The 26,743-nt window shown below is 68.8% G+C and carries 28 protein-coding genes; 21 read left to right on the top strand and 7 right to left on the bottom strand.

Annotated features, from left to right (window positions below):
* Both NMI01S_RS31560 and NMI01S_RS31555 read right to left on the bottom strand, forming a co-directional pair.
* A partial coding sequence (locus NMI01S_RS31560) for an RsbRD N-terminal domain-containing protein (protein WP_501193599.1) occupies nucleotides 1-414 on the bottom strand: 414 nt, incomplete at its 3' end.
* 157 nt (nucleotides 415-571) lie between these two features.
* The gene (locus NMI01S_RS31555) at nucleotides 572-793 is read right to left on the bottom strand and encodes a hypothetical protein (RefSeq protein ID WP_245717110.1); all 222 of its coding nucleotides are present in this window, start codon (nucleotides 791-793) and stop codon (nucleotides 572-574) included.
* Between the two features lie 176 nt (nucleotides 794-969).
* Here NMI01S_RS31555 and NMI01S_RS31550 point away from each other — a divergent pair, with 176 nt between their 5' ends.
* The 5 genes from NMI01S_RS31550 (at nucleotide 970) to NMI01S_RS31530 (ending at nucleotide 7,263) form a co-directional block, all read left to right on the top strand.
* Nucleotides 970-2,184 (top strand): lipase family protein, encoded by a 1,215-nt coding sequence (locus NMI01S_RS31550; protein WP_063002376.1) that lies wholly within the window; start codon nucleotides 970-972, stop codon nucleotides 2,182-2,184.
* A 264-nt stretch (nucleotides 2,185-2,448) separates the two neighbouring features.
* Nucleotides 2,449-3,852, top strand: a complete 1,404-nt coding sequence (locus NMI01S_RS31545) for a lipase family protein (RefSeq protein WP_245717109.1) — start codon at nucleotides 2,449-2,451, stop codon at nucleotides 3,850-3,852.
* Between the two features lie 431 nt (nucleotides 3,853-4,283).
* Nucleotides 4,284-5,480 (top strand): PucR family transcriptional regulator, encoded by a 1,197-nt coding sequence (locus NMI01S_RS31540; RefSeq protein WP_157126460.1) that lies wholly within the window; start codon nucleotides 4,284-4,286, stop codon nucleotides 5,478-5,480.
* The gene (locus tag NMI01S_RS31535; RefSeq protein ID WP_063002373.1) at nucleotides 5,477-6,223 is read left to right on the top strand and encodes an acyl-ACP desaturase; all 747 of its coding nucleotides are present in this window, start codon (nucleotides 5,477-5,479) and stop codon (nucleotides 6,221-6,223) included. The genes NMI01S_RS31540 and NMI01S_RS31535 overlap by 4 nt, the downstream gene beginning before the upstream one ends.
* Complete coding sequence (locus NMI01S_RS31530; RefSeq protein WP_245717108.1) at nucleotides 6,220-7,263, top strand: alpha/beta hydrolase; 1,044 nt, start codon at nucleotides 6,220-6,222, stop codon at nucleotides 7,261-7,263. Before NMI01S_RS31535 ends, NMI01S_RS31530 begins: the two co-directional genes overlap by 4 nt.
* Before the next feature lie 70 nt (nucleotides 7,264-7,333).
* On the opposite strand, the gene NMI01S_RS36615 is transcribed toward NMI01S_RS31530, so the two are convergent.
* Nucleotides 7,334-7,960, bottom strand: a complete 627-nt coding sequence (locus tag NMI01S_RS36615; protein ID WP_063002372.1) for a YdcF family protein — start codon at nucleotides 7,958-7,960, stop codon at nucleotides 7,334-7,336.
* A 373-nt stretch (nucleotides 7,961-8,333) separates the two neighbouring features.
* Here NMI01S_RS36615 and NMI01S_RS31520 point away from each other — a divergent pair, with 373 nt between their 5' ends.
* The 5 genes from NMI01S_RS31520 (at nucleotide 8,334) to NMI01S_RS31500 (ending at nucleotide 14,880) form a co-directional block, all read left to right on the top strand.
* Entirely contained in the window at nucleotides 8,334-9,560 is a 1,227-nt protein-coding gene (locus NMI01S_RS31520) for an esterase/lipase family protein (RefSeq protein WP_063002371.1), read from the top strand.
* Nucleotides 9,561-9,789: 229 nt separating this feature from the next.
* Complete coding sequence (locus NMI01S_RS31515) at nucleotides 9,790-10,812, top strand: alpha/beta hydrolase (protein WP_084513420.1); 1,023 nt, start codon at nucleotides 9,790-9,792, stop codon at nucleotides 10,810-10,812.
* A 265-nt stretch (nucleotides 10,813-11,077) separates the two neighbouring features.
* Entirely contained in the window at nucleotides 11,078-12,475 is a 1,398-nt protein-coding gene (locus NMI01S_RS31510; RefSeq protein ID WP_063002370.1) for an ABC1 kinase family protein, read from the top strand.
* Between the two features lie 55 nt (nucleotides 12,476-12,530).
* The gene (gene ygiD, locus NMI01S_RS31505; protein ID WP_157126463.1) at nucleotides 12,531-13,367 is read left to right on the top strand and encodes a 4,5-DOPA-extradiol-dioxygenase; all 837 of its coding nucleotides are present in this window, start codon (nucleotides 12,531-12,533) and stop codon (nucleotides 13,365-13,367) included.
* Nucleotides 13,368-13,521: 154 nt separating this feature from the next.
* Nucleotides 13,522-14,880, top strand: coding sequence for a TIGR01777 family oxidoreductase (locus NMI01S_RS31500; RefSeq protein WP_063002368.1), 1,359 nt, complete (start codon nucleotides 13,522-13,524; stop codon nucleotides 14,878-14,880).
* Nucleotides 14,881-14,905: 25 nt separating this feature from the next.
* Here the strand turns inward: NMI01S_RS31500 and NMI01S_RS31495 are convergent, their stop codons facing one another.
* The gene (locus NMI01S_RS31495; RefSeq protein ID WP_157126459.1) at nucleotides 14,906-15,178 is read right to left on the bottom strand and encodes a hypothetical protein; all 273 of its coding nucleotides are present in this window, start codon (nucleotides 15,176-15,178) and stop codon (nucleotides 14,906-14,908) included.
* Nucleotides 15,179-15,404: 226 nt separating this feature from the next.
* Here NMI01S_RS31495 and NMI01S_RS31490 point away from each other — a divergent pair, with 226 nt between their 5' ends.
* On the top strand, nucleotides 15,405-15,851 hold the full coding sequence (locus NMI01S_RS31490) for an ATP-binding protein (protein WP_245717107.1): 447 nt from the start codon (nucleotides 15,405-15,407) through the stop codon (nucleotides 15,849-15,851).
* A gap of 75 nt (nucleotides 15,852-15,926) precedes the next feature.
* Here NMI01S_RS31490 and NMI01S_RS31485 read toward each other — a convergent pair whose 3' ends face one another.
* Complete coding sequence (locus NMI01S_RS31485) at nucleotides 15,927-16,895, bottom strand: TIGR03557 family F420-dependent LLM class oxidoreductase (protein WP_063002365.1); 969 nt, start codon at nucleotides 16,893-16,895, stop codon at nucleotides 15,927-15,929.
* A 177-nt stretch (nucleotides 16,896-17,072) separates the two neighbouring features.
* Here NMI01S_RS31485 and NMI01S_RS31480 point away from each other — a divergent pair, with 177 nt between their 5' ends.
* The 5 genes from NMI01S_RS31480 (at nucleotide 17,073) to NMI01S_RS31460 (ending at nucleotide 21,690) form a co-directional block, all read left to right on the top strand.
* Entirely contained in the window at nucleotides 17,073-17,510 is a 438-nt protein-coding gene (locus NMI01S_RS31480; RefSeq protein ID WP_063002364.1) for an STAS domain-containing protein, read from the top strand.
* A 49-nt stretch (nucleotides 17,511-17,559) separates the two neighbouring features.
* The gene (locus NMI01S_RS31475) at nucleotides 17,560-18,954 is read left to right on the top strand and encodes an ATP-binding protein (protein ID WP_063002363.1); all 1,395 of its coding nucleotides are present in this window, start codon (nucleotides 17,560-17,562) and stop codon (nucleotides 18,952-18,954) included.
* Entirely contained in the window at nucleotides 18,951-20,903 is a 1,953-nt protein-coding gene (locus NMI01S_RS31470; RefSeq protein ID WP_063002362.1) for a VWA domain-containing protein, read from the top strand. Before NMI01S_RS31475 ends, NMI01S_RS31470 begins: the two co-directional genes overlap by 4 nt.
* A 175-nt stretch (nucleotides 20,904-21,078) precedes the next feature.
* A complete protein-coding gene (locus tag NMI01S_RS31465) occupies nucleotides 21,079-21,453 on the top strand; it encodes a PLDc N-terminal domain-containing protein (protein WP_063002361.1) in 375 nt (124 codons plus the stop codon).
* 33 nt (nucleotides 21,454-21,486) lie between these two features.
* Complete coding sequence (locus tag NMI01S_RS31460) at nucleotides 21,487-21,690, top strand: DUF8691 family protein (RefSeq protein ID WP_063002360.1); 204 nt, start codon at nucleotides 21,487-21,489, stop codon at nucleotides 21,688-21,690.
* 25 nt (nucleotides 21,691-21,715) lie between these two features.
* Here NMI01S_RS31460 and NMI01S_RS31455 read toward each other — a convergent pair whose 3' ends face one another.
* Entirely contained in the window at nucleotides 21,716-22,312 is a 597-nt protein-coding gene (locus NMI01S_RS31455; protein ID WP_157126458.1) for an Rv1733c family protein, read from the bottom strand.
* Between the two features lie 184 nt (nucleotides 22,313-22,496).
* Here NMI01S_RS31455 and NMI01S_RS31450 point away from each other — a divergent pair, with 184 nt between their 5' ends.
* Nucleotides 22,497-22,670 (top strand): CsbD family protein, encoded by a 174-nt coding sequence (locus NMI01S_RS31450; protein ID WP_030518399.1) that lies wholly within the window; start codon nucleotides 22,497-22,499, stop codon nucleotides 22,668-22,670.
* Between the two features lie 237 nt (nucleotides 22,671-22,907).
* Complete coding sequence (locus NMI01S_RS31445; protein ID WP_063002358.1) at nucleotides 22,908-23,375, top strand: STAS domain-containing protein; 468 nt, start codon at nucleotides 22,908-22,910, stop codon at nucleotides 23,373-23,375.
* 4 nt (nucleotides 23,376-23,379) lie between these two features.
* Here NMI01S_RS31445 and NMI01S_RS31440 read toward each other — a convergent pair whose 3' ends face one another.
* On the bottom strand, nucleotides 23,380-23,754 hold the full coding sequence (locus tag NMI01S_RS31440; RefSeq protein WP_063002357.1) for a hypothetical protein: 375 nt from the start codon (nucleotides 23,752-23,754) through the stop codon (nucleotides 23,380-23,382).
* A 126-nt stretch (nucleotides 23,755-23,880) separates the two neighbouring features.
* Between NMI01S_RS31440 and NMI01S_RS31435 the strand changes: the two genes are divergently transcribed.
* The 3 genes from NMI01S_RS31435 to NMI01S_RS31425 all read left to right on the top strand — a co-directional run bounded on the left by NMI01S_RS31435 (nucleotide 23,881) and on the right by NMI01S_RS31425 (nucleotide 26,512).
* Nucleotides 23,881-25,071: an alcohol dehydrogenase catalytic domain-containing protein gene (locus NMI01S_RS31435; RefSeq protein ID WP_063002356.1), complete on the top strand. Its 1,191-nt coding sequence runs from the start codon at nucleotides 23,881-23,883 to the stop codon at nucleotides 25,069-25,071.
* 189 nt (nucleotides 25,072-25,260) lie between these two features.
* The gene (locus NMI01S_RS31430; RefSeq protein WP_063002355.1) at nucleotides 25,261-25,461 is read left to right on the top strand and encodes a hypothetical protein; all 201 of its coding nucleotides are present in this window, start codon (nucleotides 25,261-25,263) and stop codon (nucleotides 25,459-25,461) included.
* A gap of 442 nt (nucleotides 25,462-25,903) precedes the next feature.
* The gene (locus NMI01S_RS31425) at nucleotides 25,904-26,512 is read left to right on the top strand and encodes a sigma-70 family RNA polymerase sigma factor (RefSeq protein ID WP_063002354.1); all 609 of its coding nucleotides are present in this window, start codon (nucleotides 25,904-25,906) and stop codon (nucleotides 26,510-26,512) included.
* The last annotated feature ends 231 nt before the right edge of the window (nucleotides 26,513-26,743 follow it).

Genomic DNA, 26,743 nt, shown 5'->3' with positions numbered 1-26,743 from the left:
ACCGGTGCCTGCACCGTTGCCGGCAGTGCCGCCGTTGGTGGTGGTGCGGGTTTTGGTGGTGGCGTTGGTGACGACGAGGTCGAAGCCGATTTTGAAGCCTTCGTGGATGGCGTGGTGGATGGTGTCGATGGGGACGCCTTCGCGGGCCCAGGCGGCGGCGGCGTCTTTGAGGCGTTCGGTTTTTTCGGGGATGTCGCGGCCGTCGAGGAGGCTGATGGCGAGTTCGAGGCAGGTGCGGGTGATGGTGGTGATGTCGCCGTGGATGGCGTCGCCGGGCAGGGTGCCGCAGGGGGCGACGTTTTCGACGAAGTGGCCGACCATGTGCCGCGACAGCGACCACACATCCTTCAACGGCGACGACATCGGCCGTCCCGAAAAGGTGAGACTGGACCGGTTGGAGCTGTCGACGGTCATCACTGACTCCTTCTACTCCCGAACTATCTGTTCCGGCGGTTAACGCTAACCGGCTGGCCGGGGACCGAGGGGGCTTCGCGAATCGTCTGTGCCGAAATCGAAGCAGGTCGGCGGGCCGTTGTGATCGCTCACAGTCGCCGGGAGACGAATCGATTCCTCAATGCCACAATCGGCGGCAGGGTAGCGGTCGCAATCCGGGCCGGACCATGCCGTCCACGGTGACGGCGAGCCCGGAGTGCACCGCGGCGGCGGCGAACTCCCAGGCCTCGGCGCGGGTGGCGGCGTATTCGAGCACCATGTCGCCATCGGGGCCGGTGCCGCCGAAGTAGACCGTGATCCGGCGAGTCGGGATGTCGGGGACCGTATCGGAGATGTCCATAGCCGTGCTCCTTTGCATCGGTGCAGGAACGAAGCTACGTACTCGCGGGTAACCCGAACAGGTTTCAGTGTGTAATTCATCGCGTAACACAGACCGCCGCGCGGCGAGCTTGTGATTTCTCAGGACCTGCGGTGCCGATTTCGGGTTGCCTCGCGCGCGCGATAATCTCTTGGCCCATGGGCCATACCGCGGTCCGGCGGGCGCTGAGCGTCGCCGCCGGCAGTCTGCTGCTGTTCGCTGCCGCCACGACTTCCGCACCGGCGCAACCGATCTACCCGGCACCGGACCCGGATCCGTTCTACGCCGCGCCGGCCGATATCGCCGAGCACAAGCCCGGAGACGTACTGGTGACGAAACCGCTACCGCCGCTGGACATCTTCCCGGACACCGACATCACGCTGATCAAGTTCCGCTCGACCAATTCCGAGGGCAAGCCGATCGCGGCGACCACGACCGTCCTGACCCCGCGCAAGCGCGCGGCCGACGGCCCGCTGTTGTCGTATCAGACCATCATCAACGGGCTGGGCACCGATTGCGGTGTCTCCCATGTGCTCTACACCAAGAACCCGGATCTGATGGTGCGCGAGGCGCCCGCCTACAACGTGGTGTTGCAGCGCGGCTGGAGTATCGCGATGCCCGACCATCTCGGGCCGCAATTCGCCTACGGCGCAGCGCGTCTGGGCGGCCAGATCACCCTGGACGGCATTCGTGCGGTGCAGCACGCCGCCGATCTGAAACTCGAGCACAGCCCGGTGACGATGGCCGGCTACTCCGGCGGTGGCATGGCCACCGCGTGGGCGGCCGCGCTCGCGCCGGTCTACGCGCCGGAACTGCGCATCGCCGGGGCCGCGGCCGGCGGCGTGCCGATGAACATGGTGAAGATGCTGGAGGGCCTGGGATACGGCTCGCATCCGGCCTTCGGCCTGGCGATGGCGGCCGGACTCGGCCTGGAACGCGAATACCCGGACCGGTTCCCGCTGTCGGAGCAGCTCAACGACAAGGGAATGGCGGCGCGGCAGGTGATGGCCAACAGCTGCACCAACGGCCTGCTGGCCGCGGGCGCGGGCCACGGAGTGACCGAGTTCGCGAGAACCACGTCGATGACCGAGGATCCGGTCGCGCGCAAGGTGGTCGAGGACAACAGTCTCGAGCTCTACACCGACAGCGTGCCGAATATGCCGGTGTTCGAATGGCATTCGCCCATCGACGGCCTGATTCCGGTGGACTCGATCATCGAGACCGACCGGCGCTGGTGCCAGGCCGGGGTCTCGGTCCAGTCGGAGGCCATCCCGGTGCCCGACCACCTCACCGCGGCCGTGCTGGGCTTGCCGCAGGTACTGAACTGGCTGGACGGTCGCATGCACGCTCAGCCGGTGCCGAGCAACTGCTGAGCGCGACACCCCACACCGCTCGCGCGCACCAATTCGATATCGATGCGGACTCGCGCCGCACACGATCCGAACACGCCGCCCGGGCAATCGGATTCGCACCGGTAGTCTCGAAACACCTGGTTCAGCGCGGAACTCGGGTTGGCAGCGCACGGGAACCAGCGGTGAGTTTCAGTGGGGTGCGCCATGCGAATTCGGCACGTTCTGGTCACGGTATTGCTACTCGGTTGCGGTCCCGTCGCGGGTACCGCGGCGGCGCAGCCGCCGATGCCTCTGCCTCCCTTGCCGTTACCGGCTGTTTCGTTACCGGGGCTGCCGACGCAGCCGTTCGCGTCCCAGCCCGCGACGCCTCGGGACGCCGTGCCGCCGGAGGTCCAGGATCCGGCGGCCTCGAATCCGCCCGCGCCCGTTCTCGCGCAGCTGCAGCAGTGGATCGACGCCCTGATTCCGCCGCCGCCGATCCCGGTGGCCGATCAGGCGGCCGCGGGCCAGACCGGTGTCACCGCCGATGTGGCCCGGCTGCAGCAGGCCGTCATGCCCTCACCGGTGGGCGATCCGCTGCTCGACGCCTGGCCGCCCGATCTCGCGGGGCTGCGTCCCGGTGACGTGATCGCGACCCGGGACGTGACGGTGACCGCCGCTCCGCTGCTGGTGGTGCCCGTGCGGCAGGCGCTGCAGTTGAAGTACCGCACCACCGACGCCCACGACGCGCCCTCGTACGCGACTGCGACACTGGCGATTCCGGCCGCGCCGTGGACGGGGCCCGGATCGCGGCCGGTGCTGGTGAACAATCTGCCGATCGACGCGCTGGGCCGGACCTGCACGCCCGGCTACACGCTCGCGCACGGTTTCACCGGCGATACCGGGACCACCGACTTCGTCCCGCCCACCACCCAGTTGGCGCTGCTGCGCGGGTACGCGGTGCTGATTCCCGATCACGAGGGCCCGCGGATGGCGTATGCCGAGCCCTTCGTGGCCGGTCACGCCGTGCTCGATGCGATCCGGGCGATGCGTGCGACGCTGCCCGCCGAATTCGGTGCCAGCCGCTACGCCATGCACGGGTACTCCGGTGGTGCCATAGCCACCCGCGGCGCGGTGGCGCTGATCGATTCCTACGCACCGGAATTGGCTCCGGCGATCGTCGGCGCGGCACTGGGTGGTGTGCCGGCCGACTATCAGATCCTGTCGCAGAGCATGAACGCCAACTTCGCGTCGGGAGTCTTCCTGGCGGCCACCTTCGGGGTGGGGCGGGAGCGGCCGGAGATCCTGGCCCGGATGAACAATCTGGCCCGGTGGGCGGCGCTGTCGCCGCTCAAGGACACCTGCGCGGGCGTCTTCGCCGTCCCCGGAGTGCTGTCGCTGCCGATCGACATCGCCGCCGACACCCCCGATCCGCTGCACAGCGCGCTGGCCGACGACATCTACCGGGTGACGCGGATGCAGGGCATGAAATCCGCTGTGCCGCTGTACGTCTACAACGGCGAACAGGAATTCTGGATTCCGGCCGCCGGTGCCCGCGAGTTCTATCGCGACCAGTGCTCGCTGGGGGTGGCGGCGGTGTATCGCAGCGTTCCCGGCGAACACATCATCGCGGCCGGATTGGGATATCCCGAGGCGATGGGTTGGGTCGATCAGCGATTGCAGGGGGTGCCGGCCCCGACCGAATGCTGAACGGCCGGTTCGTTCCTTCGCGCTGTCGCCGCGGAGAATTTTGTGCCGCGACCCCAGCCGCTCCCGGGGCGATTCATGAATTGTCATCGGATCGCCGGTGTTTCGGGTTCGAGGCGATTCCGTGGCCGTACCGTGATGTGAACGCGGCACCGGTTTTTGCGCGGACGGTGCCGCGTTCGGCAACCGGCGCACCCGCACCTTCCGGAAGGAGAGGAGGTCGGCACTGCGGACGCCGGACCGGCCACCGGTGAGCGGCTCCCGACTCGAAGCCGCCGCTCACGGCGCACAGCTCGACCCGCGGCACCAGGACTTCCAACCCCTTCCTCGACGCGGTCACTGTGCGTAGCAGTGGAACCGCCCGCCGGGTGCACCCTCACCCCAAGACATCCGGCGGGCACACTTCGCGCGGGGACAGATTCTGGAGCGACCCGATGACACCATCCGCACCCAGCCTGGCGGCGACTCTGACCCGAAGCGTGCGCACCGAGGCGCCGGCGCCACATTCCGACATCACCGCCGAATTCGGCGCCGGGGTGCGCGAATGTCTGGCCCTGGCCGCCGATATGGTCGCCGAACCCGACCCGGAACCGGCGGATGCCGCGCGCCTGGCCGAACTGGTCGGCCGGGCCGGCGCGTGGGCGCGCGAGGGGATCGACCTCGACACCGTGCTGCGCGCCTACCACGAGGCGGTGCGGCGCGCGTTCAGCGATATCGCCGGTGGCCGCGGTGACGGCGAGACACTGTTCGCCGACGCCGAGCAGGCGCTGCGCCTGCTGGAGACGGTGACCGTGGCGACCTCGGCCGCCTACCTCGACGAACACCGCTCGGCCGCACGGCATCATCAAACCGCGGCCCAGACCTTGGTCACCGCGCTGCTCAGCGGTCACGGCCGCGCGGCACTGGCCCGCCGCACCGGGATCGTGGTCGCACCCGCCTATCAGGTGGTGGCGCTGTCGATCGCCCCGCATCCCGGCGAATCCGATCCGCGCCGCAATGCCGAAACCGTGGCGCGCCGCAAACTGCGGCGGCTGCAGAGCGCGTTGGCGCCGGTGCTGGGTTCGCGGGCGTTGTCGTTGCTCTCGGTCGACGGCGGCACGGTGCTGGTGCCGGTCGAGGACCACGATGCCTCCGCCCGCATCGATGCGCCGGTGCTGACCGCCGACACTCTGGATGTCCTGTCCGCGGCGGCCTCGGTGCCGCTGACCGCGACCGTCGTCGCGGGTCCCACCGCACGTATCCCGGAGCTGGCCGCCCAGGCCCACGAGTTGCTGGAACTGGTACGCGCACTGCGTCGCCCGCCGGGCCTCTACGGGATCGCCGACGTGGCGGTGGAATATCAGCTGACCCGGCCCGGCCCGGCGCGTGCGCACCTGGCCGCGGTGCTCGGTCCGTTGCGGCCGCATCCGGATCTGCTGGAAACCCTGCGCGCCTACGTGGATTCGGGCCTGGACCGCAAATCGACCGCGGTGCGGCTGGCGATCCATCCGAACAGTGTCGCGCACCGGGTGCGGCGCATCGAGCGGTTGACCGGCATCGAGCTGGCCCGCCCGGACGGTATCGCGCGGGCGAGCCTGGCGTTGCTGGCATTCGATCTCGGCGCCGATTCGCGCACCGAGGAGTACGCGTGAGAGTCGCCGAGAACGATCTGCCCTCCCGCCGTCGTGCGATCACCGAGACGTTCGGCGTCGACGGCGCGTGGGGACGGTGGGTGCGATGCCGGACCGCCGAGGAGAACCGCCACGCCAGTGTGATCCGCGACTACCTCGTGGTGACTCGCGCGGTGGATCCCGTTGCGCTGGAACGCGCCCTGATGACGCGGCTGACCAGCGGCGTCGCCGGCTCGCAGGCCCCGCGGTTGCTGCGCGTGTCGGCCTGTGTGAAACTGCAGGAGCTGGCCACCCGGATCAGTCACCGCAACACCGGCATCGCCTGTGGTGAACCGATCGCCGACCGGATGCTGTCGCGCATCGCCACCGACGAGAACCTGCATATGATCTTCTACCGCAACATCTCCCGGGCCGCCCTCGAGCTGGCCCCGGACGCGATGATGCGCGCGATCACCGAGGCGGTCACCGGTTTCCGGATGCCTGGATCGGACCGGCCGGGCTTCCGGCGTCACGACCTGCTGCTGGCCGCCCCCGGCATCTACGATCCGGCGCGGCGTCCGGAGATGGTGATGCGTCCGGTGCTGCGCAACCGGCACGTGTTCGAGCGCACCGATCTGACCGGTGCGGGGGAGCGGGCCCGCGACCAACTGGCCGTCCATCGGGCCGCTCTGGAGAAGGCGGCCGACCGCTTCCGGGAACGACGGGAACGAGCGCGCGCCCGGGAGACGGCGGTCGCGGACGCTTCGGCGGTGGTGCAGCGGTGATCACCCGTGCGGCGCTGGGCGCCGCCCTGGCCGTGGCCGCCGGCGCGATGGCGGCCGCTCCGGTGTGCGCCGATCCCGCCGCGCCCCCGCCCGCGGCCCCGCCGGTGATCGATCCCGCCGTGACGCGAACGGAACTGGTGCGCACCGAAACGCGCGGACCGGGCTGGGACCGCTTGTATGTCGCCTCCGCCGCGATGCATCGGGTGGTGCCCATCGATGTGCTGCACGGTGGCGGGAGCGAACCCCGGCCCACCCTCTATCTTCTCGACGGCGTCGAGGGTGCGGCGACCTCGGGCTGGCTCACCGACGGCGAGGCGGCGCGCTTCTTCGCCGGCAAACCGGTGGACGTGGTGCTCCCCGGCGACGGCGTCGGCAGTATGTACGCCGACTGGGACCATTACGACCAGAACCTGGGCCTCAATCGCTGGGAGACCTTCCTCGTCGACGAACTGCCGCCGATCGTGGAGAAATATCTGCGTTCCGACGGACGCCGGGCGATCGCGGGAGTGTCGATGGGCGCGCAGGCGGCGATGATGCTGGCCCAGCGTCATCCGGGCTTCTATCGCGCGGTCGCGGGTATCAGCGGTTGCTATTCGACCGCCGACGAGGTCGGCCAGGCTGTCACCCGCATCACCGTGGCCTCGCGCGGCGGGAACCCCGAAAACCTGTGGGGCCCACCGAATTCGCCGGAATGGGCGGCGCACGACAGTTATCTGGGCGCCGATACCCTGCGCGGCACACCGATCTATCTGTCGGCGGCCACCGGCCTGCCGAGCCCACCGGATCTGACCGCGATCGCCACCGCGCACGACGTCGCCGGTGCGCTGCGTTCCGCGGGCGGAGGTGTGGCGCTGGAGGCGGGTGCGCGCACGTGCACCGAACGGTTCGCCGCGCGGCTCGCGCAACTGAACATCCCGGCCACCGTGCGCTACATCCCCGCGGGGACGCATTCCTGGCCGGATTTCACCGCCGCCCTGCCGTCGGCGTGGGACGCGCTGGCGGCCGGGCTCGGTATCGCGCGGACCTGGGGGCCGCGCTAGACGGCCAACCGCTCCGGATGCACTACCGGGGCGGATCTACTACTACCGCGAATTCACTGCTGCTCCGGATTCACAGCCGCGGCCCGAACACCTCCAGCACCGTCGGCGGCAGCTCCTGCGGGCTGACCGTGCCCACCACCGGCACTCCCGCGTCGACGAAATCGGCCACGGCACGGGGCATGTGGTCGGCCGAGGTGACGACCACCGCATCGCCGGCGCCCAGGGTGCGCATCATTTCCGCGGAGTTGACGGCGTTTTCGACGGTATCGCTGGCGCGTGACTCGATGTGGATCCGCTCCGGGGCGATGCCGTGGCCGAGGAGCCAGCCGGCCATGGCATCGGCTTCGGTGGTGCCGCCCCGCGGGTTTCCGCCGGTGACGATGATCGGCGAGGCCGGCGACACCATCGCCTGCACGAGCGCCGCCTGCAACCGGGCGACCAGTTCGGGTCTCATACCGCCGTCGGGCAGCAATCCGTAACCGAGCACCACGATGGCGGTGGTCGGCCCGTGCGGGGCGGGCAGCGGCGGTAGTGGATCACCGACGGCGCGCAGCTGTCCGATGACGCCGGCCGCATCGGTGAGCGGATCGGCGGCGGCGGTGGGAAAGGCGACCGCGGTGAGGGCACCGACGGCCAGAGCCGCGGCGGCGAGAAAGCGAAAACCATTGGGCCGCAGGGTAGTACGAAAGCCGGGCATCAGGACTCCAGACGACGTGGGGCCGTGCCACGTACTCACGTGGACCGGGCCGGACGGACAACTCAAGTGAGGATCCGATATCTGTTCGTGATTGCGTCGTAATTGGTTGTATCGCTGGATATTTCACGGCACGGCCGACATTGCTGCTGTGACTGCGCCGATATCGGGAAAAGCCCTGACGTCGCAGGGCAATTCACCCCGCTGTGCAACTTCACTGCGGTCCGTTCGGCGTCTCGTGAGATTCCGAAGAGACTGCCTTTGTCCGTATCGGCGGCTCGTCAGCGACTTTAGCGTCTGAGTTCAGTTTCGGCTGCGCGGCTCGCTGTCGCGCATCGCAACAAAGAACGCCGATGTTCTGACGAAAGGTTCACCCATGAGACCAAACACCCGCCGCAGGTCGCTGAGCGCCGCGGTCGTCGTGGGGGTTTCGCTGTTGACGATGGGCTTCGCGGGGATCGGCGCCGACGCCGAGCCGGCGGTGGCGTCGAACGATCAGCAGCAGGAGCAGCAACTGGTCGACTTCATCGACCAGGGACTGAAGAATCCCGCCGCCCACCCGATCGCCGATTCCGGCAGCTCCGGCACCGGCTCGGCCTGCACCTCCGGCAGTGGTGCCGGCTCCGGCAACGGGTCGGGCGACTGCTACGGCGGTTCCGGGTCGAGCTCGGGTTCCTCGGGTGGAACCTCCAGCGACACGATCGGCTACGGCCCGGCGCAGAGCTCGTTCCTGGCCGCCTTCGGATACGGCCTGCTGCATCCGGACGTGGCCCCGCCGGGGACCAACGACTGGAATTGCAAACCCACCGCGGCGCATCCGGAGCCGGTGGTGCTGGTGCACGGCACCTGGGAGAACGCCTACGACAACTTCTCCTTCGTCAGCCAGCCGATCAAGGACGCCGGCTACTGTGTATTCACTTTCAATTACGGCAAATCCAATCTGATTCAGGGCGGCGGCCTGGGATCGGTGCTCCCGGGCGCGAACGGCACCGGTTTGATTCAGGATTCGTCCAAGCAGCTGGCGCAATTCGTGGACCGCGTGCTGGCGGCGACCGGGTCGCAGAAGGTCAACCTGGTCGGCCATTCCCAGGGTGGCGCGATGTCGCGCTGGTATCTGAAATTCGACGGTGGTGCGGCGAAGGTGCATCACATGATGACCTTCGGCGCCACCAACCACGGCACCACCCTCGACGGCATCGGCGCACTGGGCCGGGCCATCAACAACTTCGGCATCGACGTGCTCGGACTGGTGGAGATCTTCGTCGGCCACTCCGGCATTCAGCAGACGGTCGGTTCGGATTTCGTGAATCAGCTCAACGCCGGTGGTGACACGATGCCGGGCGTCGACTACACGGTGGTCGGCACTCGCTACGACGAGGTCACCACGCCCTACGATCTGACCTTCCTGCAGCCCGGGCCCGGGGCGACGGTCAAGAACGTCACCCTGCAGGACGGCTGCGAACAGGATCTGTCGGATCACCTGACGATGATGTATTCGCCTCGGGTGCTCTCGATCATCCTCAACACTCTCGATTCGGCGCAGACCCCCGCGCTGACCTGCAGCTTCAACCCGTGGCTGCTGGGCGGTGGCGGCAAGCTCTGAGTCGTCCGACCTGCCCGCCGGAACGCGGAAACCCTGAATTCCCAACGCGTTCCGGCGGGCCGCACGCCGCCGTGGGGTTCCGGCGCGGGCCGAGGTACGCCGGCCTCGTATCCGCGCACAGGAGTGCACACACCCACGGCGGTGCTCCCGCCGGGCGATGCCCTCACACCGCATCGCCCGGCGGGCCTCGTCGTCTCCGCGGCGATCGTTCTGTCACGAAGGAGTTCTCATGTTCGGAAAGGTGCTGCGCGGCAGCATCATTCCCGTCGTTCTGATGATGGCGGGCGCGGTGCTGGGGGCCGCGCCCGCCGGTGCGCAACCCGACCCGGTCGCCGCGGACGGGTCGGCGGTCACCGGCAGCTGGCGGATCGATCCGCGAACCGAACAGTTGCGGGTGCATTCGGCGGCGATGAACACCGACATCATGGTGAAGGTGCAGACGCCGGCCGACGACCAGGCGCCCGCGCCGGTGCTGTATCTGCTCAACGGCGGTGGGGGAGGCCAGGATTCGGCCACCTGGGAGCGCAACACCGATGTCGCCGGTTTCCTGTCGGCGAAGCAGACCTATGTGGTGCAGCCGGTCGGGGGCCGCTGGAGCTACTACACCGATTGGCGCGCACCGGATCCGAAACTCGGTGTGTACAAATGGAAGACGTTCCTCACCGCGGAACTGCCGCCGCTGATCGATGGGCGCTACCGCACCACGGGCGCCAACGCGTTGGCCGGGTTGTCGACGTCGGGGACCTCGGTGCTGCAACTGCCGATCGCGGCACCGGGACTGTATCGCTCGGTGGCCGCGTATTCCGGATGTGCGCAGATCAGCGATCCGATCGGCCGGGAATTCGTCAAAATGGCGGTGCAGACGTGGGGCGGCGGCGACGTGGAGAACATGTACGGCCCCGACGACGATCCGATGTGGGCGGCCAACGACCCGTACGTGCACGCCGACGGGCTGCGGGGGCTGAATCTGTTCATCTCCACCGGCACCGGTGTACCCGGCATGTACGACGTGTACGGCGGTGACCACATGCAGCCCGGTCCGCGCGGATATCTCGATCAGCTCGTGATCGGCGGGGTGATCGAGGCCGCGGTGAACTGGTGTACGCACAATATGTCGACCCGCCTGGGGGAGTTGGGGATTCCGGCGACCTTCGATTTCGAACCGACGGGAACGCATTCGTGGGGCTACTGGCAGGACGCGCTGAAACGCTCGTGGCCGGTACTCGCCGCGGGCCTCGGCATCGCGCCGTGAACCTGCTTCACCCACAGTGAGGGACGCGACCGGCGTGCCGAAGTCGCCGCCGCGGCCCGGGCGCACCGGATGCGCACCAGCCATTCCACGCCGCTGGATCGCCGGGGTCGGCCGTGGCCCGCGAGCGGCCGGTCTGCGCGTGCTGCGGGCCACACCGGCCGGTACGGTGGGCCGGCAGTCGTAGACTGTGCACGAACCACATGACGAGGGGACGGTCGCAACGGATGATTCGGGCAGGTGAGTGGGTGACCAGCGGAGTCCTGCGGTGACGGCGGCGGCCACCGAGACCGCCTCCGGACCGGGCGCGGGGGAGACTCCACCGCAGTCGGTACCGGCGCTGGAGAAATTCGGATTCGCGGAGTTCCGCCGTACCGCCGCGATCGGCACGACGATCGGCGGCCGGGTGACGCGCCGCGTGCTGCGCGAAGGTCTGCGCCCGGCGAAGCGGCGCCGGGCGATGGCCGAGGGGACGGTCGACGGCTTCGAGGCGCTCGGCCCGATGTTCGTCAAACTCGGGCAGCTCATCGCGTCGTCGCCGGCCTCGTTCCCGGACGAACTCGCCGACGCGTGCCTGCGCTGCCTCGACGACGTCCCGCCGTTTCCGGCCACCGACGCGCGCGCGGTGATCGAGGCCGACCTCGGCGCCCCGATCGACCGATTGTTCCGGGAGTTCGACGACGAACCCCTCTCGGCCGCCTCGGTGGCTCAGGTGCACGCCTGCGTCCTCGCCGACGGCCGCCCGGCGGTGCTGAAGGTGCAGCGTCCCGATATCGCCCGGCGCATGATCGTGGATCTGCGCGCCGCCTACCGGCTGGCCGGCTCGCTGACCAAACGTTCGGAGAACGCCCGCATCGCCAACGTCGAGGGGGTGGTCCGCGATCTGTACGACACCACCGTCGCCGAGCTGGACTTCCGCAACGAGGCCCGCAATCAGTCGCAGGCGAGAGCCGATCTGGCCGCCTTCGGTGACAACACCGGCGTGGTCGTGCCCGAGGTGTACTGGGAGTACTGCGGACCGCGCGTGCTGTGCATGGAGCGGATGCGCGGGATGCCGCTCGACCGCTTCGACGATATCCGCGCCGCCCACCCCGATCCCGAGCTGCTGATCCGCCGCCTGGTCAAGGCGTGGGTGGAAAGTGTTGTGGTGCACGGCCTTTTCCACGGCGACGTGCATGCCGGAAATCTCTGGCTGCTCGACGACGGCCGGGCCGCGATGCTCGATTTCGGCATCGTCGGCACCATGACGCCGCAGTGGCGGGCGTTCGTGCGCGCGCTGTTCCACGCGAGCGCCATCGACGGTGACTTCCGGCCGGTCGCGCGGGCACTGCGGGAACTGGATCTGCTCGACGGCGACGACGGTGACGACGCCACCATCGGCCGGCAGCTGGCGACCGCGCTGGCGCCGGTGTTGTCGGGCAAACTGGCGAAGCTGGATATGGGCAAGGTCGCCGCCCGGCTGGTGGAATTCGGCAAACGCCGCGGCGCCTCGGGCCCGCAGCAGTTGCTGCTGATGGGCAAACAGCTCGGCTATTTCGAACGTTATGCGGTCGCGCTGGCGCCGGGCTGGCGGCTGGGTCAGGACCTGTACCTGTTCCGCAACATCTTCCCCGAGGAAGTGACCGCCAAGGTCGCCGCCGAGGGGATCGAACTCCCCGCCGACTGAGCTCACCGGCGGGATCCGCACCACGAGAAGGAGTGCGCAGATGTCGCCGGAGCAGATGCCCGCGGTATTCCTCGGCCACGGCAACCCGATGAACGCGCTCGACCGCAACCGCTACACCGAGGCGTGGGCGGGCGTCGGCCGCTACGCGCCGCGTCCGCGCGCGATCCTCGTGATCTCGGCCCACTGGTACACCAACGCGACGGCGGTCACCGCCATGCCGCGCCCGCGCACCATCCACGACTTCTACGGCTTTCCGGACGAGCTGTTCGCGGTCGAATACCCGGCGCCGGGCCTGCCCGAACTCGCCGAACAGGTCGCCGATGTGGCCCGTCCGCAGTGGGTGGGCTGCGATACCGACAGCTGGGGGCTCGATCACGGCACCTGGTCGGTGCTGGTGCACGCGTTTCCGGACGCCTCGATTCCGGTGGTGCAGCTGTCGCTCAACGCCTTCGAACCACTGGACTACCACCTCGAACTCGGCCGCAAGCTCGCTCCACTGCGGTCGGACGGGGTGCTGATCGTCGGCAGCGGCAATATCGTGCACAATCTGCGTGCGGTCGATTTCGGGCAGCCGGACGCCGGTTACGACTGGGCGGTGCGCTTCGACGAGGCGGCCCGGGAGGTGCTGACGCGCTCACCCACCGAGGCGGCCGCTCTCGACGCGCACCCCGATTTCGCCGCGGCCGTCCCGACTCCCGATCACTACCTGCCGCTGCTGTACATCGCGGGCCTGGCCGATACCGAACCCCTGGTGCCGATCGTCGACGGGCATTGTGCCGGTTCGATTTCCATGGCCGCCTACCAGCTCGGCGGCACCTGCCCACCGCAGTCGGCAGGAAGTGGTGCACCGGGGTTGCCGGAGGGAGTTCCGGCAATCGACAGCAATATGTGACCGCGACCCGGCGGTTCCACCCCTCGCACCGATACCGGCATCGAGCGATCGTTCACGCCCGGCGTTCGCCGAGAAGCTGGGCGACGTGGATCGACGCCCGGGCGATGCCGGTGGCCGGCCGTTTCGGCCCGGTGCGCGCGGGTACTGCCGCCCCATGGGTTTCGAATCGGCGAATGTCGTGGACTTTCCGCAGGCCGACGTCTTCGAATGGTTCACCCGGCGCGGTGCGCTGACCAGGCTGGCGCCGCCGTGGCAACCGGTACGGGTGGTCCGCGAAGCGAGATCGCTGAAGGACGGGCGCGCCGAACTGGCACTGCCCGGCCACCTGCGCTGGGTGGCCCGGCACGATCCGGTCGCCTACGACCCGCCGCACCGGTTCGCCGACGAACTCGTCGCCGAGGGCCCCGCCTCGGCCTTCGCGCATGTGGTGCGGTGGCGCCACACCCACGGCTTCGAAGCCGTCGACGCGGGACGCACCCGGATCGTCGACGAGGTGGACACGCCCGTCCCCGCCGCGCTGCTGCGGCCCATGTTCGAGTACCGGCACCGGCAGCTCGCCGGTGATCTGGCAGCCCACGCCCGTGCCGCCGAGAACGGGCTGCGGTCCTCGACCATCGCGATCACCGGCGCCTCGGGACTGGTCGGGACGGCACTGAGCGCGTTCCTGCGGACCGGCGGGCATCGTGTGATCCGGCTGGTGCGCGGGCCCGCCCGCGAACCCGACGAGCGGCAGTGGGATCCGTCCGCGCCCGCCGCCGATCTGCTGGACGGGGTGGACGCGCTGATCCATCTGGCCGGGGCGCCGATCGCGGGCCGGTTCACCGACGAGCACAAACGCCGCGTGCGCGACAGCCGCGTGGAGCCGACCCGCGCGCTCGCCGAACTGGCCGCGCGGACCGGACTGCCGACCTTCGTCGCGGCGTCGGCGATCGGGTACTACGGCTACGACCTCGGCGATCGCCCGCTCACCGAGGACAGTCCGGCCGGTGACGGATTTCTGGCCGAGGTCGTCTCGGCGTGGGAGGACGCCGATCGGCCCGCCCGCGAGGCCGGGGTGCGGGTGGTGCGGGTGCGCACCGGTCTGGTGCAATCGCCGGCCGGTGGGATGCTGCGGCTGTTGCGGCCGTTGTTCGGTGCCGGACTGGGCGGACCGATCGCCGGTGGGCGGCAGTGGATGTCGTGGATCGGCATCGACGACATGCTCGACATCTACCACCGCGCGCTGTGGGATACCGCCCTGTCGGGTCCGGTCAACGCGGTGGCGCCGCATCCGGTCCGCAATGCCGAATACACCCGCACGCTGGCGAGCGTCGTCCGACGGCCCGCGATCCTGCCGGTGCCGCAGGCCGGTCCGGCGCTGCTGCTGGGCGGGCAGGGCGCGCGGGAGGTGGCAGCGGCGAGTCAGCGAGTGGAGCCGACCCGGCTGCTTGCGGCCGGTCATCATTTCCGGACCGACCGCCTCGAACCGGCCCTGCGGCACGTGCTGGGCCGGCTCGAGGCGCCGGGGGAGTAGGCGCCGGGGGAGTAGGACAGCTGCCTCAACCCGCCCACAGCAGTCCGATGACGGCCGCGCAGCCCAAGACCAGCCACGCCGCGTAGTCGCCCAGGTGACCGCTGTGCAACCGGTGCGGTCCGTGCCGCAGCGCGACCACTGCGGCCGGTCGACAATCCTTGTCGCCCAGCGCATTACGCAGGTGAATGCCGAACAGCGCGAGGGCTACCGCCGCACCGGCGGAAACCACGCCGAGGATCGTTCCGTACAGCGTCCAGCTCGAATCCGGCGCGGACCGCACCGGGACGGCTCCAGCCACCAGGCCGACGCCTGCGCCACGACCCGCCGCATCCGCACCTCCTGCCCCGGGCCGCACCGGAAACGGCACATACCCTCTCGACCTGCGGGTACCCGGGGAAACCGGGGTCAATCGCGAACTGCCGCCGACCCGGTGCCCGAAGGACGTTTGGTTCCCCGGATGCCCGGGTATCGGCGACGACGAGCGGAAAAATGCGAGACGCGCCTGCGGGGCGGAAGGAGAGGACGTGTCCTTGAGCGAGTGGATTTCGCCGTCGACGGACCCGGCGCCCACGGGTTCGGTCGTCGGCGTGCGAGTACTCGCACAAGCGCGCCAGTTGCTCATGCTGCGCGCACTGGCCGAAACGGTCGCATTGATGGCCGAATTCGCGCTCGACGAGGTGACCGACATCCGGGTGGCGTTGGACGAGATCGCCACCGCGCTGATCGAACGGGCCGTTGCCGGATCATCGATCGAATGCGATTTCGGCTACGACGGCGACCGGATGTCGGTCGCGGTGACGGCGGTGGCGGTCACCCCCGAGGCGCTGCACCGGGACGGGCTCGGCTGGCATGTGCTGACCTCCATCACCGACTCGCTCGAGGCCACCACCGCACCCTTCGATTCGGCGGCCGCCGGTTATCCGGTGACGGTGGAATTCCGGCGATTGCGCCGGCACGGTATCACCGCGTGAGTCGCGGCGAGGGTCCGGCACGCGTAGTGCCGGACCCTCGTATTCCGCGCCGGCGGCCCGATCGGCCGCCGAATGTCACTTCGCCGGAGACAATTCGCGCATGGGGGTATCGAGCTCGCTGCGGTAGAAGTCGATGAACCCCTCCGGGTCGGGTCCGGCGTTCTGCATCACCAGATGGTCGAATCCGGCGTCCACATATTGCTGTGCCAATTCCAGATATCGTTTCGGATCCGAACCGCAGGCGAATTGCTCGACAATATCGTCGCGGCGCACGGTGGAAGTCGCGGCGTCGAAATTCACCGGATTCGGCAACTCGCTCATCACTTTCCATCCGGTGAGCGCCCACCGTGTGGTTTCCAGTGCGGCTTGCGCCGCGGTCTCTTCGTCGGCGGCCCAGGACATTCCGACTTCGGCGTAGCCGCCGCCGCGCCCACCGGCGCCGCGGTAGGTGTTCACGAGCCGCGCTTCGGGGTCGGTCGCGAACAGTCCGTCGCCGAGCTCGGCGGCGAGCCGGGCGGCGTCGGGACCGCCTGCGGCAACAATGATGTCGGGCAGCCGCTCGGGCAGATCGAACACCCGCGCATCCGAAATCGACAGGTACTCACCGCGATACGTGCGATATCCGCCGCGCCACAGCAGCCGGATGATCTCGAGGGCCTCGCGCAGCATGCGCTGGCGGATGTCGATCGGTGGGAATTCCCGGCCCACCACATGTTCGTTGAGCCGCTCGCCGGATCCGACGCCGAGATCGAAACGCCCGTCCGACACCAGCGCCAATGTGGCGGCGGCCTGCGCCACGATGGCCGGGTGATACCGGATGGTGGGGCAGGTGACACCGGTGACCAATCGGATGCGCTCGGTGCGTTCGGCGATGGCACCGAATACCGTCCAGGTGAACGGCGAGTGGCCCTGATTGTCGAGCCACGGGTGATAGTGATCGCTCATTTCCACGAAGTCGAATCCGGCCGCCTCGGCGCGAATCGCCTGTCGGATCAGGTCGCGCGGTCCATAGGATTCCGACGCCAGTTTGTAGCCGATCTGCATTGCGGGGGCTCCTCACGTGCGTGGGACAGTCGATTCCCGGCTACCCAGTCACGCGGGCCGCAACCGTATACCGGCGGGCTATACAGACCGCTTCGTCTTTGTTAGAAAGGTGAGAGTGGGATTTGCCTCGAGAAGCGGGGGCAATACACATGTCGATTTTCGCCTGGGAGATCGCACATGAAGACGAACGCCACATTCCGAATCGGTCATCACCGTTCACTTCCCGTCCCGGGCCGCGCCGAGGCCCGGCTCAGCGCGGTCATGCGCACCCACGGGGCCGCGGTCGTCCTGTCGGTGCGCGGGGAGGCCGATGCGTGCACTCTCGATGATTGGCGACGTCTCATCCACGAGGGCGCGGCGCTGGCCGCGGCCCACGGCGGGCCACTGGTCGTCGATACCGGCGGGCTCGGCTTCCTGGGCTGGCGCGCCCTGGTGGTAGTGGCCGAGGAAGCCGCCGACCAGCGTGCACGTGGCGTCGAGATATGCCTGGTCAGCCGCACGCCGACGATCGCGCGGATGGCGGCGGTGGATCCGCTGACCGCGGAGTTGGCCATTCACACCACCGTTGTCGGCGCCCTGAGCAACCTGCCCGCCCCACCCGCCGACGCGAAGTGAGCCGACGCAATCGTTGTCGGAGCCGCAAGATCGTCGTAGCGTCGCTGGGGTGAGTGTTCCTCAGCATCTGCCCGCCACCGCGGGCGAACTGCGCGCCGCCGGTTATCAGCCGCGCGGAGTGAAATCCGAAATCCGCGAGAATCTCCTCGCCGCATTGCGATCCGGGACCGATCCGTGGCCCGGCATCGTCGGCTTCGACCGCACCGTCGTCCCGCAATTGGAGCGGGCGCTGCTCGCCGGGCACGATGTGGTGCTGCTCGGCGAGCGCGGCCAGGGCAAAACCCGGTTGCTGCGCACCCTGGTGGGGTTGCTCGACGAATGGACGCCGGTGATCGACGGCGCCGAACTCGGCGAACATCCGCTGGCGCCGATCAGCCCGGCGGGCCGGCGGCTCGCGGCCGAACTGGGCGACGACCTGCCGGTGGCGTGGCGGCACCGCAGCGAGCGCTATGCCGAGAAGCTCGCCACACCCGACACCTCGGTCGGCGACCTCATCGGCGACGTCGACCCGGTGAAGGTGGCCGAGGGCCGCAGTCTGGGCGATCCGGAGACCATCCACTTCGGGCTGGTTCCGCGCGCCCATCGCGGCATCGTCGCCATCAACGAACTGCCCGACCTCGCCGAACGGATCCAGGTCGCGCTGCTGAACGTCATGGAGGAACGCGATATCCAGGTGCGCGGCTATACGCTGCGGCTACCGCTGGATGTGCTGCTGGTCGCCACCGCCAACCCGGAGGACTACACCAACCGCGGCCGCATCATCACGCCGCTGAAGGACCGGTTCGGCGCCGAGATCCGCACCCACTATCCGCTCGACGTGGAGGCCGAGACCGCGCTGGTGCGCCAGGAGGCCGATCTGGTCGCCGAGGTCGGCGATCCACTGCTCGAGGTGCTCGCGCGCTTCGTACGCCAGTTGCGGGAGTCACCGGCGGTCGATCAACGCTCCGGCGTCTCGGCGCGCTTCGCGGTGGCGGCGGCCGAGACCGTGGCTGCGGCCGCACTGCGCCGGACCGCGCTGACCGGTGAACATCCCGCCGTCGCCCGCCCGGTGGATCTGGAATCGGTGCCCGCGGTGCTGCGCGGCAAGGTGGAATTCGAATCCGGTGAGGAGGGACGCGAGACCGAGCATCTCACCCATCTGTTGCGCCGCGCTTTCGCCGAGACCGCCCGCCGGCGCCTGGCCGGGGTGGATCTGCGGCCGCTGGCCGAGGCGGTGAACGCGGGCCATCCGGTCACCACCGGCGAGCGGGTGCCTGGCCAGGAGGTGCTGTCGGCGCTGCCCGAGCTGCCGGTGCTGGCGCGGGTGGCCGAGCGGCTCGGCGCCGAGTCCACCGATTCGCCGGCACGGATCGCCGCGACCGTCGAATTCGCTCTGGAGTCACTGTATTTGAGCCGCCAGCTGGCCAAGGACTCCGACGACGGCACGGCGACCTACGGCTCATGACAACCCCCGACCGCTACTCCTACGGGCCCTATCACGACGGTCCCGACCCGCTGGCGCCGCCGGTCGATCTGCGCGAGGCGCTGGACCTCATCGGCCGCGACGTGATGGACGGCAGCTCCCCGCGCACCGCCCTGGAGGAGCTGCTGCGCCGCGGCACCGGCCGCACGCCCGGCCTGGACGAGCTGACCCGGCGGTTGTGGCAGCGCCGTGCCGAGCTCACCCGGCAGCACCGCCTCGACGGCACCCTGCAACAGGTGCGCGAACTGCTCGACCAGGCGTTGGAGGCCGAACGCACCGCACTGTTCCCCGACCCTTCCGACGATGCCCGCTTCGCCGAGGCCGAACTCGACGCGCTGCCGTCGAGCACCGCCGCCGCGGTGACCGAACTCGCCGACTATCAGTGGCGCTCGGAGACGGGCCGTGCCAACTACGAGCAGATACGAGAACTGCTCGGCCGCGAACTGCTCGACTCCCGCTTCCAGGGCATGAAGCAAGCGCTCGAGAACGCCACGCCCGAGGATGTCGAGCGGGTGCGGCAGATGATGTCGGATCTGAACCAGCTGCTCGCCGCCCACGCCCGCGGTGAGAACACCGAGCAGCAGTTCGCCGAGTTCATGGCCGAACACGGCGAGTTCTTTCCCGAAAACCCCCGCAACACCGAGGAATTGATCGACGCGCTGGCCGCCCGCGCGGCCGCCGCGCAGCGGATGATGAATTCGCTCTCGCCGCAGCAGCAGGCGGAGTTGAGCGAACTGATCGGCCAGGCCTTCGGCGATCCGCGTATCGCCGAACAGGTTTCGGCACTCGATGCCGCGTTGCGTGCACTGCGCCCCGGCGAGGATTGGGATTCGGGGCAGCGGTTCCGCGGTCAGGACCCGCTCGGTCTCGGCGAGGGCGCACAGGCGATGCAGGATCTGGCCGAAATGGACGCGCTGGCCGAACAACTCGGCCAGTCCTATCCCGGCGCCCGGCTCGAGGATATCGACCTCGACGCCCTCACCCGCCAGCTCGGCGCCGACGCCGCCGTCGATGCCGCCCGCCTGGCCGAACTGGAACGCGAACTGCGTCGCCAGGGCCTGTTCGAACGCGCCCCCGACGGGTCGCTTCGCTTGACGCCCAAGGCGTTACGCCGTCTCGGCGAGGTGGCGCTGCGCGATGTGGTCGGGCGGCTGCGGGCTCAGCGCGGACAGCGCCAGACGGTGACCGCGGGGTCGGCCGGCGAACCGACGGGCGCGACGCGGCCGTGGCTCTTCGGCGACACCGAGCCGTGGGATGTGTCGAAAACCGTGCGCAACGCGGTCCTTCGGTCGGCGTCGACCGGCAGCCGCCGGGTGTCGCTGTCGGTGTCGGATGTCGAGATCACCGAGACCGATCAGCGGTCTCGCGCGGCGGTGGCCCTGTGCGTCGACACGTCGTGGTCGATGGTGCAGGACGGGCGCTGGCTGCCGATGAAGCGGACCGCGCTGGCCCTGCACCAGTTGATCAGTACCCGATTCCGTTCCGACGCCCTGGAAGTCGTGACGTTCGGCCGCCACGCCACCACCGTCGACATCGCGGAGCTGACCGGCCTGGAAGCGGTGTGGGAACAGGGCACCAACCTGCATCACGCCCTGTTGCTCGCCGCCCGCCACCTGCGCCGCCACCCCGACGCGGTCCCGGTGGTGCTGGTGGTGACCGACGGCGAACCCACGGCCCACCTGGAGCCCGACGGCAGCTCGTACTTCAACTGGCCACCCGACCCCCGAACCCTCGCGGTCACCATGGCCCAGGTCGACGCCCTCGCGAAACTCGGCGCCTCGGTCTCGGTATTCATCCTCGGCGAAAACCCCAGGCTCGCAGCATTCGTCGATCTGATGGCCCGCCGCAGCGGCGGCCGGGTCATCGCCCCGGATCTCGACGGCCTGGGCGCGGCGGTGGTCTCCGACTACCTGAGCGGGCGGCGCCGATAGCGTCGACCGGGGAATGCGGTGGCGCCTTCGCAAGCTCACCCGCAACGGGTGAAGCGCCACCCGGGGCCGGGGCGTGAACTTGTCGGCGTACCGCGGTTGCCGCTGCCCGGGCCGGGAGCATGCGGTGGCGGGAAGCCGTTCGGAGGAAGCCGGACGCTGTCATCGAGGAGACGTCATGCCCGTGTGGGATGTGTTCTGGCTGATCATCATGAGTTTCGCGTTCGCCGCGTATCTGGTGCTGCTGTTCTGGATCTTCACCGATCTGTTCCGGGATCGCGGCACCTCGGGCTGGGTGAAGGCGGTGTGGGTGGTGTTCCTGTTCGTGCTGCCGCTGCTCACCTCGCTGGTGTATCTGATCGTGCGCGGCGGTGGTATGGCGCAGCGGTCGGCGCGGGCGGCGAAAGAGGCCGAGCAGGCACAGCACGCCTACATCAAGGACGTGGCCGGAACCAATTCGGCCACCCAGATCGCCGATGCCAAACGACTACTCGACGAGGGCACGATCACCGCACAGGAATTCGAGCAGCTGAAGAGCCGAGCCCTGGCCTGAGCCGTACGGCGCCGGTGATCGAGAGGCGGTGCGGTGCGCTACGAATTCTCCGTCGACGGCGAGTTGTCCGGCGACATCTGCGCCGAATTTCCCGAACTGGCCCGCAGTACCGTGGCCGCGCCCGGTACCACCACGCTGTTCGGCCCGCTCGAGGACTACACCGCGATGCGCAGCGTGCTGGCGCGCATCGACGCTTTGGGGCTGACGCTGATCGAGATGCGACGCCTGCCGGATTGAGGCGCCGGCCCATCGACGTGGCCGATCAGGAGTGGCCGTGTCCCACCTGCGGGCTGATCTGCCGCCATTCGCGTTCCCACTCGCCGGCCCGGCGCCGGTCCAGGGCGTAACCGGCGCATCGGGCCAGCCCGTAGGCCAGTGCCCAGCAGGCGAGCAGGGCGGCGGTGCCGGTGGCGATGCCCTTGGCGACGGCGGCGTCGTCGGCGACCGGAGGTGTGGTGGGATCGCCGGGACCGGTGAGCCACAACGGGATTCGGTCGCCGCGATGCGTGGTGCCGTCGACGTCGACCATCGCCTGGCCGGGATGCCCGTCCCGGTTCCACTGCGCCTCGGCGCGGAGCTGATCGGCGAACATGCCGTTGGGCGCCGGCATCCGGATCGGATCGCTCGTAACCTCGGCTGTCACAGCCGTTTTCGTGGCGTTGTCGGCGTGGATGGCGGCGAGTTCGGCCCGGTACTGCGCGGTGCCGGCGACGACGGCCAGCAGCACCGCGGCCAGCGCGCTCATGACCAGTGCGAGTCGCAGCGCCTGCTCGAGGCGGTCGGCACGGCGCATCAACGGCGAACGCGTCCAAGGCGCGACCCGCCCGGCTCGTAGCACCGCGAAGGTAGTACGCAGCATTTTCACTCTCCCACCACGACCGGCAGAGGCACGGTCGGAGGATAACCGTTCGCCGCCTCGACAAACGGTGTTCGGCGTGGATCTTCGTCACGGCCGGCCGCAGGTTTGACCCGGATCTGCGGGGTTATCGCTCCGATGCGACCCGCATCGTGCGGGTGGTCCGGCAATTCGGAAGGAGCACGGTATGAGTGCCATCGATAAGGCCAAGAACAAGCTCGAGGACGCCGCCGGTCAGGCGAAGGAGAAGCTCGGCGCGGCCACGGGCGATCCCGACAAGAAGAACGAGGGCAAGGCCGATCAGACCAAGTCGAACCTGAAGGACGCGGGCGAGAAGGTCAAGGACGCCTTCGACCACTGATCTCGTCCGGGATAAACCTCGTCGCGAGGCCCGGACCGGTGCGGCACATGCGCCCGGTCCGGGCCTCGTTCCGTTCCCGCGGCGGTGGTGGCGCACGCGCTGGAGCTGGGCTTACGCCGTTTCGGCTGTACAGACCGCTTCGTCTCTGTTATGAAGGTAGGGCGGGTCGGTCTTCATGTGGTAGGACGCCCGCAGCGGGCTCGCGCCCGTTGCCCTCGGCTCCGGTTGGAGACCTCAATGAGCTCGAGCGCCGAATTACGTCCCGTACCCACCGCCGATGAATCCGGCACACCTCACCTCGCCGAGGCGCGCCTGTCGGCAGTCGTGCGTACCCGCGGCCCGGCGCTGGTGCTGTCGTTCCGCGGTGAGGCCGACAGCTACACCATGCCCGGATGGAGAGAGCGCATCCGCTCCGCTGCCGAAAGCGGTATGCGCATCGTCGTGATCGACACCAGCTGCCTGAGCTTCCTGTCCTGGCGCGCCCTGCTGATGCTGGCCCGCGAGGCCGAGCACTACCGGTCCGCGGGCGTGCATCTGTGCCTGGTCACCCAGTCGCACACGATCATGCGGATCGCCGCGCTGGATGCGCTGACCCGGCAACTACCGATCCATTCGACGGTCGTGAGCGCGGTCAGCCGCGCCACCTACGACGCGGCCGGGCCGTACGACGCGGCCGGTCCCGCGATCGCAGCCACCCCCGGTTGAGCCGCTACTCGTCGGGAAGCGGGAAGTAGGAGTCGTCGCCGGTGCCGGATTCGCGCCGCACGATCTCCTCGACCGCTTCGGCGTCACTGGCGCCTTCGGGTGATCCGGTGCGGATCGAATCCAGGCCTTCGGTCGCACCGGATTCCGGCAGCGTCGGCTCCGCGGAAGGCCCAGCCCCCACATCCGGCTCTTCTTCGGCCAGTCGTTGGGACAGCGGGCGTTCCGTGCGCTGTTCGCCGGCCGTCATGCCGTAGCTGTCGACTCCCGACCAGTCGTCGGGCGGTTCCACGATCTCGTCGCCGTCGTCGTTGCCCACATCGTCGGAATCCAGTCCCTCGGTCGGGGTGAGCAGGTCTTCGTCGGATTCGTTTCCAGCCATGTGCTTCGCGTGCCCGCAATCGCCCGCGGCAAACCGCCGGCGGCGTGCCGGATTCGTTTGGCCACCCGGGCGGCGGGTAGGCCGACGGTGGCCGTATCCAGCACAGATGCAGATCGAGGTGACACGATGAAAGCAGTGACATGGCAGGGCCGGCGCAAGGTTTCGGTGGACGAGGTGCCCGACCCGCGGATCGAGGAACCGACCGATGCCATCATCGCGGTGACCTCCTCCGGAGTGTGCGGGTCGGATCTGCACCTCTACGAGGTGCTGGGCCCGTATATGAGCGCCGGTGACGTGCTCGGCCACGAACCGATAGGGGTGGTGGTCGAGGTCGGTTCGGACGTGCGGTCGCTGGCGGTGGGCGATCGAGTGGTGGTGCCGTTCCAGATCGCGTGCGGGCACTGTGTCATGTGCGATACCGGATTGCCGACGCAGTGCGAGACCACGCAGGTGCGCGAATACGGCAGCGGCGCAGCCTTGTTCGGCTATTCCAAGCTCTACGGGCAGGTGCCCGGCGCCCAGGCGCAGTACCTGCGGGTCCCGCATGCCGATTTCACCCACATCCCGATTCCGGCCGGACCCGACGACAGCCGCTTCCTGTATCTGTCCGATGTTCTGCCGACGGCGTGGCAGGCGGTGGAATACGCCGGCGTGCCCGACGGAGGCTCGGTCGTGGTGCTGGGACTGGGCCCGATCGGGGATATGGCGTGCCGGATCGCGGCCCATCGCGGATATCGCGTGATCGGTGTCGACCGGGTGCCGGAACGACTGCGCCGGGTGGCCGACCGCGGTATCGAGGTGATCGACCTGGAACAGATCGGTGCCCCGATCGGGGATGTGATCCGCGACCGCACCGACGGACGGGGCTCCGACAGCGTGATCGACGCGGTCGGTATGGAGGCCCACGGATCGCCCGTCGCGGAGTTCGCCCAGCGCTCGGCCGGCTATCTGCCGGCGATGGTGTCGCAGAAGTTGATGGACACCGTCGGTATCGACCGGCTCGCGGCATTGAACAGCGCGATCGATATCGTGCGCCGCGGCGGCACCATATCGCTGTCCGGGGTCTACGGCGGCATGGCCGACCCCTTGCCGATGCGCATCCTGTTCGACAAGCAGATTCAGCTGCGGATGGGTCAGGCCAACGTCAAGCGATGGGCCGGCGACATCCTTCCGCTGTTGCGGGACGGTGATCCGCTCGGTGTGGAAACCTTTGCCACTCATCGGCTTCCGCTGTCGGAGGCGCCGCGGGTGTATCACGACTTCCAGCGCAAGGCCGACGGCATGGTGAAGGTGGTGCTCGATCCCGCGGCCGTGTGATCGGCGGGGGCGTCGGCCGACGTGCCCGAATTGCCCGGCACCGCAAGATATTTGCGTGTGTCACCAGTGCCTTCGCAATCCATCGGCATACCGCTGCATAGACCGGGGAGCCCCGGGTAGTGCCTCTGATGTGGCCGGAGAGCACACCGGCCGCGTTCGAAGAAGTCCCTACTGTGAAGGAGGTCCGCAATGGCCGACCAGCACAATCCCGGACAGTTCGGCAACCGCAGCGACACCGAGGAACAGGCTCGCCGCGGCGGCCAGGCGAGCACGGGTAGTTTCGGCCGGAGCAACGCCGCCGATCCGCGCGAAGCGGGGCGCAAGGGCGCCCAGGCGCAGCCGACCGCGGCCAAGCAGGCCGGTGGTCAGCACAGTCACGGCGGTCGCTGACCCGAATCGCGACAGACGGACTCGACAGCGTAGGCCGGATCAGGGGATCCGGCCTACGCGGCTGTCTGGACCCGTGTATCGTGCCGTTGCGGCGGTGTGTGACAACGTTCGGGCTCGGATTTCCGCCACCCAAGTGGCAGCGAATCCAGAGCGCGGCAGCTACCGAATCATCTGCAGCCCGCAGCGGGCCTCGATCGCGGAATTACGACGTTCTCGAGATTGTTCCACTTTTGTGGTTAACATCTGGCACTCAGATTTCGATGCTAGATATGTCGTTGATTGTGACGGCAGCGATCGGTCGGTTCCAGCGGCTCGGATCGGGTATCACGCGTTCGGCCGCGAGCATCGGCGCTCTGCGACGCAAGGATTGACCAGGCGGTTCGGCAACCTAGCCGATTTTCACCGCAGGTAACGACTATCCCGCGAAACGAAACGGTGTGCGATGGACATCGATCAGCGTTACCGTCAGAGCAGTTCGACCACCGTCACGGCAGCGGAACTGGCTACCTTGCTGCACAAGACCGCGGCGGGGGACGCCGAATCCTTCGCGGCCTTCTATCGCAGCACCAACGCCCGCCTGATGGCCCGGTTGACCGCGATTCTGCGCAGTCCCGGATTGGCTCAGGAAGTGAGCCAGGAGGTCTATCTGCAGGCATGGTCCGCGGCCGGCGACTACGACGCCGGGCGGGCCAGCCCGATGGCCTGGCTGATGATGTTCGCGCACCGGCGTGCCGTCGACCGGGTGCGCTCGGAGCAATCGATGGCGGATCGGGAGCGCGCATTCGGTCGCGGTCAGTATCAGCCCGAATGTGATGTGGTGTTCGACGAGGTGACGCAGCGGCTGGACGAGCGCTCGGTCGCGGGGGAGGTGCACCGGCTGGGGCATCGGCAGCGGGAGGCGATTCTGCTCGCCTTCTACGGCGGTCGCACCTATCCGGAGGTGGCGCAGGATCTGGGTATTCCGCTGCCCACCGCCAAGGCCCGGATCCGGGCCGGATTGAAAACGCTCGGTTCCAGACTTTCCGAGAAATCGCGCGACGACACGAAGTGAGGACGGCCGGGTCCCGGTAGTCGACCTTTCTACCCCCTAGGGGTATATTGTGAGGTGTCGCCCGACTGGCGGCACCGGCCGTTTCGGCGGTTATGATCTACTAGTTGCGTACGTATTTAGTAGATGATATCGAGCCTGTGATCGCGTTCCCCAGCGGTGGGGTGACGTTCGGCTCGATGCTCGGCAGCACCGTGCGAAGGTGTTGCGCGACAGTGGCGATCGTGGTGAGGA

The sequence above is a fragment of the Nocardia mikamii NBRC 108933 genome (assembly GCF_001613505.1).
Taxonomy (GTDB): domain Bacteria; phylum Actinomycetota; class Actinomycetes; order Mycobacteriales; family Mycobacteriaceae; genus Nocardia; species Nocardia mikamii.
Note: the sequence above shows the minus strand (reverse complement) of the source record. Positions and strands in the feature narration are given on the sequence as shown.